Origin of the sequence: Paraherbaspirillum soli (assembly GCF_042654985.1) — a bacterium.
GTDB lineage: Bacteria > Pseudomonadota > Gammaproteobacteria > Burkholderiales > Burkholderiaceae_D > Paraherbaspirillum > Paraherbaspirillum soli.
This window is the reverse complement of sequence record NZ_JBHSMT010000005.1, coordinates 252,767-266,162: the sequence shown is the minus strand read 5'-3', so window position 1 is coordinate 266,162 and position 13,396 is coordinate 252,767. Positions and strand designations below refer to the sequence as shown.

Here is a 13,396-nt window from a genome sequence, read left to right as displayed (position 1 = left end):
CGCAGAGCAAATATCTACCTGGAATGTTTTTCATTGAATTAATGAAATGACCAGCATCGGCCAGATAGTTGTCGTAACGCTCCGACAAGGTGAGTTTCGGGAGTGCTCGCCTAAGTAAACTTTGGGCGATATCTGGGCGAAAACGGAGACGTTTTGAGTCATCGTCAGACTGCGCAGTTTTTTGCAACCCCGTGTATTCACGCGGTCTACGGCGGTCCGGCGTGGTTTGAACTGGCGGAGGCAGCGGGCATTGAATCTACCTCGCTTGAAAATAAAAAAGCTGTCATTAACCTGGCATTCTTGAGCCAAAACAGCCCAAAAACAACCCAATTAATGACAGCTCTATGATTCTAAATACTTGATTTTAAAGTAAATATTGGTGGAGGCGGCGGGAATCGAACCCGCGTCCGCAAGTCCTCTACAGACAGTTCTACATACTTAGTGCTGCCATTTGATTTAACCCAGCCGACGCGGACGCACGCGCTTCGTTCAGGCGAGTCACCTAAATTTAACTTTTAGCCAAGTAACCCGACTAAAAGCGATTCCCTGTATATGACTCTACTGCTGTTTTACCAGCCCACCCCAGGGACGAGATGGTGTAGAGCTAACCGGTTATTAAGCGGCTAGTGCGTACGAGTTATCGTTTGCAGTTAGATCTATTCCGATTGTATTTACGAGGTAGTCGGTCCTCGGTATGCCCTGCGCTGCTTTGTAACCCACGTCGAAACCAGGTCGCCCCCAAGCAGATCGATATTGTAACGCACTTAGTACACTCTCTGTGAGGGCCGTCGCGTAATCCCCCGTTCCAGTATTCACGTTGCAGCGTAAATTGCTACTTAAGTGAGAAGTCAGCCCGGTTCGGTTGACCCTTGTCCTTGATGCCGTCGGCGTTCAGTTTCGGCGCTATCAGGAAAATCCGCTCCAGCGGGATGTGGCCCTTGCTTTCCAAATAGTTGCGTACTGCTTCTGCTCGTTGCTCCGCCAATGCCTGGAGCGCATCCTGCGTGACTGGGGTATTGGCGATGATCAGTTTTTCCATTTCGGCGGCAGGCAATGACTTGGCGAAACCGAGCGCATTGCGTGGTTTGTCGAATTTCTCGGACTTGTACACTTTTTCCAGGTATTGCGTCTTCTCGGCATCGGTGAGTGTAATTTCTTCCCACTGCAATTCCTGGCCTTGGCTTAGTGCGTCTTTGAGTTTCAGTGCCTTCAGTTTGCGGCTCAGGCTTTCCTGGCGCACGCCGTCAGTGTCGCTTTGCGGATCGACCCGGCCGGTGATGTCCATCTTTAAGGCCGGCCGCTCGATCAATGCTTTGGCTATCGTATCCAGCTTGCTCTGGCTTGCTGCAGTCAGTGTTGCGGAGCCGGGATTGAATTCAGCGTAGCCCAGTTCGTCACTGCCGCCGCCGCCGAAGGCTGAGCTGATGAGGGCGAACGGGGAGGTGACGGCCTTGACGATCAGATTGACGAAGATGCGGCCGATGATGCCGCCGATCGAGAAGTCAGGATCCGATAAGGTGCCTGAAATCGGCAGGTTGATATTGATCTGCCCATTTCGGTCTTTCAGTAATGCCACTGCCAGCAGTACCGGCAACTTGGTAGCCGTCGGGCTATCGATTTTGTCGCCGAATGTCAGTTGATCGATGCGGAGATTGTTCTGGGCGATCAGCTTGTCGTTTTCGACGTGATAGCTGACGTCCATCGATAGCTTGCCTTTTTCGATCGCATAGCCGGCGTATTTGGTTGCATACGGCGTCAGGCCTGGCAATTCAACGTCGTTGGCGCTGGCTTTGATATCGAGGAACATCGGTTTGAATAGCGGGTTCAGCGAGCCGGAAATCGTGACCGGCGCATCGTTGTCGATCTTACCGTTCAAATCGATGGCAGCCGGTTGCGGTTGGTCTGATGCGATCGCACCGATGGTGCCGCCCATGCCGGTCAGGTTGGCTGTGTAGTGCGGTTTGACGAAATTGTCGGTGTAGTTGATGTTGCCGCCTTTGAGCACGATCTGTCCGATCTTGATCACTGGAGCATTGGCTTTCGGTGCGGCAGGTGTGATTGGCGCCACGGTGGTGGTGCCGGCGGCAGTGACCTGGGCAGTCTTTTGCGGCGGCACTGCTGGTGCGGGGGGAGCCGGTGTTGCGGCGGTTTTCGATACCACGATATTTTGTAGATTGAGCTTGCCGGCTTCGGACAGAATCGCGCGCGCAAAAAAATCGTCGAGCGAAATTTTTCCCAAAGTCACGTTCTGGCGTGCGCCGCCTATGCGGGCATCGATGCCACTGATATCCAGTGTTTTCCATCTCAGGAATTCGCCAATGCTATCTTTGTCCAGCATGCGGAAATTGGTCAGTCGCAGCATGCCGCTGTAATTGCTCGCAAATGCTTGCTGGCCGATCGGCGGTATCAGCAAAAGTTTGCCTTTGGCGGTGGCTTGACCTGTGGTCAGCGTGACATTCAGGAGGTCGGTGAAATAAGGCTGTAAAGCGGCGACCGGCAGGTTTTGGGCATCAAGCGCAAGATCAATTGATTTCAGCTGCGGTGCAGCGCTACCGCTGATCGCCAGCTTGCCGCTTTTGTTGAGGTTGGTTTGCAGTGCGATCTTGATCGGCTTGTCGAGCGCGCTGGAGACATTGTCGACGGTCAGATTGAAGGCATCTGCGCGCACCGCGACCGCTGGCTTTACCGAGTTGTCGCTGTAGGAAAGGGCGCTGTCGGCGACGGCAATCTGGTTGATATTGGCGACCCAGGCTGGTGCGCTTTTTGTGGCGCTGCCGTCGCTGGTTTTATCGGATTTTCCAGAGCCGGCGACAAATTGCTGCAAATTGATTTTGCCCTGCGCGTCACGCCGTACATCGCCCTGGATTCCGGTCAAGCGTAATGCGGCAGCGTTGAAGGTATGCGTCTCGGTGTTGAGGTCGGCATTTTCCAGGCGGATTTTTGAGGCGCCGATGCTGCCGTTGGCACTGGATTTTGCGGCAACTTTCAAGTCGTCGAGAGCTGCGTCCAATTGATTCAGTTGAACTCGTTGACCTTCGACGGCAATCTGTGTTTTTAACGATAGCTGGCCTGAGAGATCGGCCGCCAACGAGCCATTGAGGTAGGGCTGATAATGTGCCAGCGATAAGCCATCGATGCTGACCTGGCCTGTGACGGCAGCTTTGGCCGGACTGATCTGGCCGCTGAACTGAATGTGTTGATCGCCTTCGGTGCCGGTCGAAAGCGTTACTGCGGCCGGCTTGGCATTTGTCGCCAGCGACAGTTGCTTAACGTCCAGCATTATATGTTTCACCTGCAGATTGGCTGGCGGTGAGGCGTTGGCGGCATCGGACCAGTTGACAACGCCGTTGTGGATGCTGAGCTGGGCCAGTGTCAATTCTGGCGCCGGGCGATTGATTTTATTGGCGGCGTTGGTGGCGCTGGCGGGCGCGGTTGCGGGAGGATTGAGCGTAGCCCAGTTGAGTGTGCGGTTGGCGTTCAGGCTGGCCCATACCTCTGGTGCCTGGAGCTCGATTTGATCGAGTGCGGCGCTGCCGGTAAGGACATTCAGTTTGCGGATCTTGGCCCCAATCGCCTTGGCTTTAAACAATGGCGCGGCGCTCTTGTCGACAAGCGCGACATCGTCCAGATTGACCGTGCCGGACAGGATGACTTCGGGTACGTCTTTATTCCGCGCAAAGCTCAGGTCGAGTTTGGTCGATAACTTGCTGCTTTGGATCGTGAGCGGCAGTTGTACCGGTGAAAATGCGACGTAGCTGGCGACATCAAGTTTGTCGATATCGAACGCCAGCGATGTTTCCTTGCTGCCGGAAAATGGCTTGGTGCGCCCTTTCAGATCGAACGGGGAGCCGTTGATTTTGGCGCTCAATTGTGGCTGCACAAAAGTGTCGACCGCGCTGGGGAAATTGGATACGAACGGTAGGCCGATGTTGAGCGTTTCTATGTTGACTTGCTTGCCGGTGACCTTGTCGTCGAACTTGATCGTGCCATTTTCAAGCTGGATATTGGCGACAGAAAATTGCGCCGGCTTTTCACTCTTCGGCATCGCCAGAATGCGCTCGATCACGTCCGAAAAATTGTAGCGGCCAATACCTTCGGCGCTGGTACGGACGATATGCAGACTGGGGCTGACCAGCTTTGCTTCGTTCAGCACGGGGGCCAATTTGAACACCGACGCCAACGACGCGTTCACCCGCAAGGATTTCGCAGAAAATGCCGGCGTCGATTTGTCCTGCTCATACAGCGTGAAATCGGATGCTGTCAGCGTGATTGTGAAGGGGTTGAAATCGATCTTGCCGATGGTCGCTTTGCGCCCGATTTGAGTTTCGATTTGTCCTTCTGCCAGCCGCTTTGCCAATGGCGGGACGCTCAGCCAGCTGATCAATGCCAATCCCAGCAAAACGGCAATGGAAATGCCGGTCCAGCGCAATGCGCGCGGCAACCAGGAGGGGCGGGGAACATGTGCCATATTTATTCCTTGCGGTGCAACGATGCCTGCAATCTGCCAGGAGCATCGCTCGCGAATTTATCAGAAACTATCCGGATATTACTGCTCACTGTTGGTTGCGTTCAAGATGCTGTCCAGCATTCATATCATTCGGCCAAAGCCGATGTATGGCTAGCCACTCGTTCCATGCGGTGAGCAGCTTCGTATCGACGGGGATGCGTTAAATGCCGCTCGGTACGTGCGGCTTTTATTATTGAGTGAACGTCTTACAGAGATGATTGCGGCAGTGATTCTTGCAATAACTCCAGCAACTGGAAGGGTGTATTGATTAGTGCATCTGCTTCCCAGGAAACCGGTTCAATCTGGCCGCAATAGCCCCAGCCAGCGGCTACCGTGACCATGCCGGCAGCGCGTCCGGCCTGGATGTCGCGCTGATCGTCGCCGACATACCAGCACTCATGCGGTTGCAGGTTCAGGCGCCGTGCCGCTTCCAGCAGCGGTGCCGGATGCGGTTTCGAATGCGCCGTGGTGTCGCCGGAAATGACACAGTCTGCGTGTTCAAGGCCGATCTGGGGTAGCAATGGATCGGTAAAGCGCGCCGCCTTGTTGGTCACGACTCCCCACCCCAGATTGCGCTGGCGCAGGTTTTTTAACAGCGCGGGAATGCCATCGAACAAGGTGCTGTTGATCGCTAATGCCGCGGCATAGTTATCCAGGAATCCGACGCGCAACTCTTCATAGCCGTCATCGCCGGGCTTGAGCCCGAACGAGGCGCCGATCAAACCGCGTGCACCTGCCGAAGTGAATGGGCGCAGCTGCTCGAACGGTGTACTTGTCAATCCGCGCTCATTGCGCAGGCGGTTAAGAGCCGCTGCCAGATCCGGTGCGGTGTCGGCAAGTGTGCCATCCAGATCGAAAAGAATCGCGCGTGGTATGGGCAGGGGCATGATGTTTCCTGAGCTTGATCGTTGAGAAGGAAAAGCAAAGGAACTGCTATAGCAGTTCCTTTTCGACGCTAGGCCGGGCGGGTGCAGGCCATCAGATAGTTGACTCCGGTATTCTGATTGAGAGAGTAGATTTTGGTGAGCGGGTTGTAGCTCATGCCTCTCAATACATCGACGGTCAGGCCTGCATTGCGCGCAAACTGGGCCAGTTCGGCCGGGGTGATGAATTTGGCGTAATCATGTGTACCTTTGGGCAACATGCGTAATAGATATTCAGCGCCTAAGACCGCTTGCAGATAGGCCATGGGATTGCGGTTCAGCGTTGAAAAGAAGACCTGGCCGCCTGGTTTGACCAGTGTGGCGCAGGCTTGCACGATGGAAGCGGGATCTGGCACGTGCTCCAACATTTCCATGCAGGTAACAACATCGAATTTTCCTGGCTCGCGGGCTGCCAGCTCTTCGGCGGCAATCTTTTCATAACGCACCTGGATGCCCGATTCCAAACTATGCAGATCGGCAACCTTGAGCGCCTTGTCCGATAGGTCGATACCGGTGACGGTAGCTCCTTTTTTAGCCATCGATTCGGCCAGGATGCCACCGCCGCAACCAATGTCGACGACATTCTTGCCGGCGAGCACGGCGCGTGAGTTGATCCACTCAAGGCGTAGCGGATTGATTTCATGCAAAGGACGGAATTCGGATTCCGGGTCCCACCAACGGTGAGCGAGGTCACTGAATTTTTTGAGTTCTGAAGGATCGGCATTCATAGGCTGCATCATAGCTGGAAAGTATGGTTTTGCGGCTTCAAATCGCAAATACACGTTGGAATGCTGCTATCCAATTGACGAAAAAAAACCCCGCCGAGGCGGGGTTTTGATCGAGTTCGAATCGATTACTTGGAGGTACGTGTACCAACAACTTCGATTTCAACGCGACGGTTTTTAGCGCGGCCAGCAGCGGACTTGTTATCAGCGACCGGTTGCGACTTGCCTTTACCTTCGGTGTAAACACGGTTAGCTTCGACACCCTTGTGAACCAGGTATGCTTTAACAGCTTCAGCGCGACGAACCGACAATTTTTGGTTGTAAGCAGCCGAACCAACGGAGTCGGTATGACCAACTGCGATGATAACTTCCAGATTCATGTCACCCAGCTTCGATGTCAGATCGTCCAGCTTGGCTTTGCCTTCTGGCTTCAGGACAGCTTTGTCGAAGTCAAAGAATGCATCAGCAGCAAAAGTAACTTTTTCCGAAGTTGGTGCTGGTGGTACAACTGCTGGAGCTGGTGCAGGTGTTGGAGCAACTGGAGCTGGTGCAGCTTGGGCAATTTCGCCATCGCAGCCAGGAACCGAATCAGCCGGTGTCCAGTAGCCAGTGTGCCAGCACAGGCCGTACGGATCACGTGCAATAGTGCCACGTGCATCTTGTACATAAGCACTGTTTGGGGAGCTTGCTTGGATATCTGTGATTTCCTGCGCAGAGGCAGAGAGTGCGACGACTGCGGACGCAGCGAAGACGAGTTTTGCTAATTTATTCATGTTTCTCCTCTCGGTTGAGATATCCGCAGATTAACTGCGCAACTAATATACGACATCAAAAATTGGATAGTATCACGTGGTTCAGGCCGTCACATGCGGTATTGACTGCATGCAATGAACTTAGCCACCATTCTGCCACAGGCTTCTATTGCTAGCGAAGCATGCCAAATGATCCAGCACAGGTTTCGTCTGCTTTGTTGTTTCCATACAACATAACATTATGAAAACATCCATTCGGGCAACATCATATATCGCCACAAGGAAATTATCTATTTTATTTTGACGAGCTTTGCGCCTCGATCAGTACCCTGCGATCCGGGCTGAGACAGTTAATCAGCTGTTGATGGCTTAATTTGTCGCTGCAGTTTGAAATGGATTGTGATTTGCCGGCGCCGACGATCTTCATTTTGGCGCTGATGCCTTTGCTCTTTAAGTAAGTGGCAACATTAGCCGCGCGCTGCTCGGATAGTTTTTGGTTGTATTTCTCCGAGCCAATACGATCGGTATGTCCGGTCACAACAATGGAATCCAGGCTGCCGCAGCTCGGCGATTTAAGTTTGGCAATGACTTCCTGGTCGATACGTCGCTTGGCGGCTTCGGTCACGGTTGCCTTGGAGAAGCCGAAAATCTGGTCGCTCGCCAGCGTCATCGGCATTTCGCAGCGGGCAACGACAGGCGCCGGCGGCGCTTCCGTGCTGGCGGCCAGTGGATTGGTTACCAGCGCCGGTGCCGTGGCTTTCATGATTGGTGGAATCAATTCGCCGTCGCAACCTGTGACGGCGCTATCCGAGTCCCAATAGCCGGTGCGCCAGCATAAGCCATCCTGGCTGCGAACAATCGGGCCGCGTCCGTCTTGCAGATAAGCGCTGGATGTCGGATTGGCTTGAATATCGGTAGTTTGGGTAAAGCCGAGGTTTGCCGCAGAGCTGAGAGCCGAGCCTAAGAGCAGGCTCAGCACAATGGTATGACGCATAAATTGTTTTTCTTCCTGAATGGGGGCGGCGGACCGAACGAACGGCGCCTGATTGCCTAGTGAGGCCGCATTTAAACATATTTTCCATGGGCAGCAAATTTTCCGAGGTGCACCGCATGGCGTTCGCCTTGGCTGAAAAGCCGGGAGCAGGTCCCTCGCATGCTAAAATCACGAGTCTTATTACCGTCATTCTGTGCTGTGCCTGGTCTCGCACCAGTAATTCAGTTTCAAGTGCTGGTTTTTTACCTATCTGTGATCGATCAACCCAAGTAAAGACTCGCCGACTCGCTAATGGATCAATTCGCTAAAGAAACAATCCCGATTTCCCTCGAAGAAGAAATGCGCAAAAGCTACCTCGATTACGCGATGAGCGTAATCGTTGGGCGTGCATTGCCGGATGTGCGCGACGGCCTCAAGCCGGTGCATCGCCGGGTCTTGTTCGCGATGCATGAAATGAACAATGTCTGGAATCGCCCGTTCGTCAAATGCGCCCGTGTGGTCGGTGAGACCATGGGTAAGTACCACCCGCACGGCGACGCGTCGATCTACGATACGCTGGTGCGGATGGCGCAACCGTTTTCCTTGCGTTACATGCTGGTCGACGGCCAGGGCAATTTCGGCTCGATCGACGGCGACGGCGCCGCGGCGATGCGTTATACCGAGTGCCGCCTGGACAAGATCGCCGGCGAACTGCTGGCCGACCTGGACAAGGAAACCGTCGATTTCGTGCCTAACTACGACGGCAAGGAAAAAGAGCCATCGGTGCTGCCGACGCGCATCCCGAACCTGCTGATCAACGGTTCGTCCGGCATCGCGGTCGGTATGGCGACCAATATCCCGCCGCACAATCTCACTGAAGTGATCGACGGCGCCTTGCACGTATTGCGCAATGCCGATTGCACGATCGACGAGCTGATCGAAATCATTCCGGCGCCGGATTTCCCGACCGCCGGCATCATTTACGGCGTGTCCGGCGTGCGCGACGGTTATCGCACCGGCCGCGGCCGTGTCGTGATGCGGGCCAAGACCCACTTCGAGGAATTCGGCCGCGAAGGCCGCACCGCGATCATCATCGACGAACTGCCATACCAGGTAAACAAGAAGGCGCTGCTGGAGCGTATCGCCGAGCTGGTGCGCGACAAGAAGCTGGAAGGTATTTCCGATCTGCGCGACGAGTCCGACAAATCCGGCATGCGCGTGGTGATCGAACTGAAGCGTGGCGAGGTCGCCGAAGTCGTCCTGAATAATCTGTACAAGCAAACTCAGCTGCAAGACACGTTCGGCATGAACATGGTGGCGCTGGTCGATGGCCAGCCGAAACTGCTGAACCTGAAGCAAATGCTGGAGTGCTTCCTGTCGCACCGCCGTGAAGTCGTTACGCGCCGTACCGTATTCGAATTGCGCAAGGCACGCGAACGCGGTCACGTGTTGGAAGGCCTGGCCGTGGCGCTGGCCAACATCGATGACTTCATCGCCCTGATCAAGGCGGCGCCGACACCGCCGGTAGCGAAATCCGAGTTGATGTCGCGTGCCTGGGATTCTTCCATGGTGCGTGAAATGCTGGCCCGTACCGGTGCCGAAAACACCGGCGGCATCGAAGCCTTCCGTCCAGAAAATCTGCCGAAGCATTACGGTATCCAGACCGATGGCTTGTACAAGCTGTCGGACGATCAGGCGCAGGAAATCCTGCAAATGCGTTTGCAACGCCTGACCGGCCTGGAACAGGACAAGATCGTCAACGAGTACAAAGACGTGATGACGCAGATCGCCGATTTGCTGGATATCCTGGCCAAGCCGGAGCGCGTCACCGTCATCATCACCGACGAGATGACCGCCGCCAAGAACGAATACGGCATCGGCAACAAGGATGAGCGTCGCTCGCAGATCGAATTGAATCCGACCGATCTCGGCACCGAAGATCTGATCACCCCGCAAGACATGGTGGTGACCCTGTCGCATACCGGCTACATGAAATCGCAGCCGGTGTCCGAGTATCGCGCGCAAAAGCGCGGCGGTCGCGGCAAGCAAGCGATGGCCACCAAGGACGACGACTGGATCGACCAGCTGTTCGTCGGCAATACCCACGATTACATCCTGTGCTTCAGCAATCGCGGCCGCCTCTACTGGCTCAAGATCTGGGAAGTGCCGCAAGGCTCGCGCAACTCGCGCGGCAAGCCGATCGTCAACATGTTCCCGTTGCAGGACGGCGAAAAGATCACTGTGGTATTGCCGTTGTCCGGCGATAACCGCGCGTTCCCGGAAGACCGTTATGTATTCATGTCGACCAGCCTGGGCACCGTCAAGAAGACGCCACTGTCCGATTTCAGCAATCCACGCAAAGCCGGCATCATTGCGGTCGACCTGGACGAAGGAGATTTCCTGATTGGCGCGGCACTGACCGACGGTCAGCACGATGTGATGCTGTTCTCCGATGCCGGCAAGGCAGTGCGCTTTGACGAAAACGACGTTCGTCCGATGGGGCGTACCGCGCGCGGCGTGCGCGGCATGAATCTGGACGAAGGTCAGCAAGTGATCGCGTTGCTGGTAGCCGAAAACGAACAGCAATCGGTGTTGACCGCGACCGAAAACGGTTACGGCAAACGCACGCCGATCGCCGAATACACCCGTCACGGCCGTGGCACCAAGGGCATGATCGCGATCCAGACCAGCGAGCGTAACGGCAAGGTGGTCGCCGCGACACTGGTCGAGCCTAGCGATGAAATCATCCTGATCACCACCGGCGGCGTATTGATCCGTACCCGTGTCGCGGAGATCCGCGAAATGGGCCGCGCAACGCAAGGCGTGACGCTGATTGCAGTCGAAGACGGCACCAAGCTGAGCGGTTTGCAGCGAGTGGTCGAGTCCGACGCGGAAGTCGAAGCGGTTGATGCCGATGTCGAAGAAGGCGGCGCCGCTGACGCTGCCGAGTAATGTTTTAAACTGGTGCGGATCGGGCGACATCCTGCCTGATCCGCCCATCGTGCTTAAATAGCTGGATTGATGGGCACTTCTGAAAAACCGTAGCGAGCGGCCCAAGGTCGGGGTGAGAAGCGCAGCTGTACGGAGGTACAGCGAGCATCACAGCCCCGAGATTGGCGAGTTTGCCAAACCCTGCAGTAGGTTTTTAGAGCTGCCCTGAAGTAACGCCATCTGCGGTTCGGTAGTTCCCCGGTATTTCTGATCCTTATCTGACAACATCATCATGCCTATCTATAACTTTTCCGCTGGCCCCGCTGTATTACCTCAAGAAGTGTTGCAGCAAGCCGCCGCTGAAATGCTGGACTGGCACGGCAGTGGCATGTCGGTGATGGAAATGAGCCATCGCGGCAAAGAGTTCATGTCGATTCTGGAAGCCACGCAGCGCGATTTTCGTGAGCTGTTGGCGGTGCCGGCGAATTACAAACTGCTGTTCCTGCAAGGCGGTGCGATTGCCGAGAACGCGATTATTCCGATGAATCTGGCCGGCCGCAAAGGTCAACCGGCTACCGCCGATTACATTAACACCGGCTCCTGGTCGAGCAAGTCGATCAAGGAAGCTAAACGCTATTGCAACGTCAATGTCGCCGCCTCGTCCGAAGCAGTCCATTTTGCGCGGATTCCCGCACGCGACAGCTGGCGCTTGTCGCCGGATCCCGCCTATGTCCATATCTGCACCAACGAAACGATTGACGGCGTCGAATACCACTTCACGCCCGACGTTGCCGCAGACACCAACAATGCGCCGCTGGTTGCCGACATGTCGTCACACATCCTGTCGCGGGTGGTGGATGTATCGAAATATGGCGTGATCTACGGCGGTGCGCAAAAGAACATCGGCCCGGCCGGATTGACGTTGGTGATGGTGCGCGACGATCTGCTGGGCAATGCGCTGCCGGGTTGTCCTTCGGCATTCGACTGGAAGATCGTCGCCGACAACGACTCGATGTACAACACGCCGCCAACCTACGCGATCTATATCGCCGGGCTGGTGTTTCAATGGCTCAAGCGGCAAGGCGGCGTGGCCGAGATGGAACGGCGCAATATCGCCAAAGCAGCGCTGCTGTACGACTATCTGGATTCCACCGATTTTTACCGCACCAAGATCGCCAGCGATTGCCGCTCGCGCATGAACGTGCCATTCTTCTTGAGCGACGAAGCACTCAACGAGGCTTTCCTGAGCGGCGCCAAAGAGCGTGGCCTGCTGCAATTGAAAGGGCATAAATCGGTAGGCGGCATGCGGGCGTCGATTTATAACGCGATGCCTATTGAAGGGGTACAGGCGCTGGTGGCGTATTTGAAAGAATTCGAGCACAGCGCTTAGTAGTGCATGTCTGGAAAGCAGGTCGAAGGTGGCGCCTCCAGATGAAGTGAAACGATCCGGTAATAAAGCCACAGAGAAATCATTATGAGCGAAGACAAACTCCTGCCCTTGCGTCAACAGATCGACGCGATCGACGCCGAAATTCTGGCATTGCTGAATCGCCGTGCGCAAATCGCGCAGCAGGTCGGTCATGTCAAGGCTGAGACCGATGCCCCGGTATTCAGACCGGAGCGTGAAGCGCAGGTATTGCTCAAGGTTGCCGAGCGCAATCCAGGCCCGCTGCAAGGCAGCGATGTGCAGACCATTTTCCGTGAAGTGATGTCGGCTTGCCGTGCGCTGGAAAGACGCGTCACGGTGGCTTATCTCGGCCCCGCCGGCACCTTCAGCGAGCAGGCCGTGTATCAACAGTTCGGTCACGCGGTGGAAAGCCTGGCTTGCGCATCGATTGACGAAGTCTTCCGTGCGGCCGAGGCGGGCACCGCCGATTTCGGCGTGGTGCCGGTCGAGAACTCATCCGAAGGCGTGATCAATCGCACCCTCGATTTGCTGCTGCAAACCACGCTCAGCATCAGCGGCGAAGTGGCGATCCCGATCCATCACAGCCTGATGAGCAAAGACGGCACGATGACGGCTGTCACCCGGATTTGTGCGCACTCGCAAGCGCTGGCGCAATGCAACGCCTGGCTCAATCAGCATTACCCGAATATCCAGCGGCAGGCGGTGGCTTCCAATGCGGAAGCGGCGCGGATGGCCAGCGAAGATGCGACTGTCGCGGCGATTGCCGGGGAAGTCGCAGGAAAAAAATACGACCTGCAAATCGTCAACGCCCATATCCAGGACGACCCACACAATCGCACTCGTTTTGCCGTGATCGGTCGTTTGCAAACCGCTGCCAGCGGCAGGGACCAGACTTCGCTGGTGCTGTCGGTGGCGAACAAGGCGGGCGCGGTATACAACCTGCTGGCGCCGCTCGCCAAGCACGGCGTGTCGATGACGCGTTTCGAGTCGCGCCCGGCGCGCATGGGCTCATGGGAATATTATTTCTACGTCGATGTCGAAGGCCATGCGCAGGACGAGAAGGTGGCCATGGCGCTGGCGGAATTAAAGCAGAGTGCCGCGTTTTTCAAGTTGCTTGGGTCGTACCCATTCAGTCATTAATTTTCAGGTTCAATTTTTTAAATCTTGTTTAGGAAGC

The 13,396-nt window shown here is 55.6% G+C and carries 9 protein-coding genes and 1 other RNA gene; 4 read left to right on the top strand and 6 right to left on the bottom strand.

What is annotated here, in order from left to right; translation table 11 throughout:
- Nucleotides 1–153: 153 nt before the first annotated feature.
- Nucleotides 154–348: a hypothetical protein gene (locus ACFPM8_RS02070; RefSeq protein ID WP_378994447.1), complete on the top strand. Its 195-nt coding sequence runs from the start codon at nt 154–156 to the stop codon at nt 346–348.
- Between the two features lie 29 nt (nt 349–377).
- Here ACFPM8_RS02070 and ssrA read toward each other — a convergent pair.
- From ssrA to ACFPM8_RS02040, 6 genes are all read right to left on the bottom strand, one after another.
- Nucleotides 378–740: a transfer-messenger RNA gene (gene ssrA / locus ACFPM8_RS02065) on the bottom strand.
- A gap of 92 nt (nt 741–832) precedes the next feature.
- On the bottom strand, nt 833–4,468 hold the full coding sequence (locus tag ACFPM8_RS02060; RefSeq protein WP_378994445.1) for a DUF748 domain-containing protein: 3,636 nt from the start codon (nt 4,466–4,468) through the stop codon (nt 833–835).
- Nucleotides 4,469–4,713: 245 nt separating this feature from the next.
- Nucleotides 4,714–5,394, bottom strand: a complete 681-nt coding sequence (locus ACFPM8_RS02055) for an HAD family hydrolase (protein WP_378994443.1) — start codon at nt 5,392–5,394, stop codon at nt 4,714–4,716.
- 68 nt (nt 5,395–5,462) lie between these two features.
- A complete protein-coding gene (ubiG, locus tag ACFPM8_RS02050; protein ID WP_378994441.1) occupies nt 5,463–6,158 on the bottom strand; it encodes a bifunctional 2-polyprenyl-6-hydroxyphenol methylase/3-demethylubiquinol 3-O-methyltransferase UbiG in 696 nt (231 codons plus the stop codon).
- A gap of 125 nt (nt 6,159–6,283) precedes the next feature.
- On the bottom strand, nt 6,284–6,928 hold the full coding sequence (ompA, locus tag ACFPM8_RS02045; protein ID WP_378994439.1) for an outer membrane protein OmpA: 645 nt from the start codon (nt 6,926–6,928) through the stop codon (nt 6,284–6,286).
- A gap of 274 nt (nt 6,929–7,202) precedes the next feature.
- A complete protein-coding gene (locus ACFPM8_RS02040; RefSeq protein WP_378994437.1) occupies nt 7,203–7,901 on the bottom strand; it encodes an OmpA family protein in 699 nt (232 codons plus the stop codon).
- Between the two features lie 291 nt (nt 7,902–8,192).
- Here ACFPM8_RS02040 and gyrA point away from each other — a divergent pair, with 291 nt between their 5' ends.
- The 3 genes from gyrA (at nt 8,193) to pheA (ending at nt 13,359) form a co-directional block, all read left to right on the top strand.
- A complete protein-coding gene (gyrA, locus tag ACFPM8_RS02035) occupies nt 8,193–10,832 on the top strand; it encodes a DNA gyrase subunit A (RefSeq protein WP_378994435.1) in 2,640 nt (879 codons plus the stop codon).
- Nucleotides 10,833–11,103: 271 nt separating this feature from the next.
- Nucleotides 11,104–12,201: a 3-phosphoserine/phosphohydroxythreonine transaminase gene (serC, locus tag ACFPM8_RS02030; protein ID WP_378994433.1), complete on the top strand. Its 1,098-nt coding sequence runs from the start codon at nt 11,104–11,106 to the stop codon at nt 12,199–12,201.
- Between the two features lie 84 nt (nt 12,202–12,285).
- Entirely contained in the window at nt 12,286–13,359 is a 1,074-nt protein-coding gene (pheA, locus tag ACFPM8_RS02025) for a prephenate dehydratase (protein ID WP_378994431.1), read from the top strand.
- The last annotated feature ends 37 nt before the right edge of the window (nt 13,360–13,396 follow it).

Excerpts from the sequence above, each read along its gene's own strand:
- serC (WP_378994433.1), top strand. The coding sequence starts at position 11,104 with ATGCCTATCTATAACTTTTCCGCTGGCCCCGCTGTATTACCTCAAGAA.
- ACFPM8_RS02055 (WP_378994443.1), bottom strand. The coding sequence starts at position 5,394 with ATGCCCCTGCCCATACCACGCGCGATTCTTTTCGATCTGGATGGCACA.
- gyrA (WP_378994435.1), top strand. The coding sequence starts at position 8,193 with ATGGATCAATTCGCTAAAGAAACAATCCCGATTTCCCTCGAAGAAGAA.
- ACFPM8_RS02060 (WP_378994445.1), bottom strand. The coding sequence starts at position 4,468 with ATGGCACATGTTCCCCGCCCCTCCTGGTTGCCGCGCGCATTGCGCTGG.
- ACFPM8_RS02040 (WP_378994437.1), bottom strand. The coding sequence starts at position 7,901 with ATGCGTCATACCATTGTGCTGAGCCTGCTCTTAGGCTCGGCTCTCAGC.
- ubiG (WP_378994441.1), bottom strand. The coding sequence starts at position 6,158 with ATGAATGCCGATCCTTCAGAACTCAAAAAATTCAGTGACCTCGCTCAC.
- pheA (WP_378994431.1), top strand. The coding sequence starts at position 12,286 with ATGAGCGAAGACAAACTCCTGCCCTTGCGTCAACAGATCGACGCGATC.
- ompA (WP_378994439.1), bottom strand. The coding sequence starts at position 6,928 with ATGAATAAATTAGCAAAACTCGTCTTCGCTGCGTCCGCAGTCGTCGCA.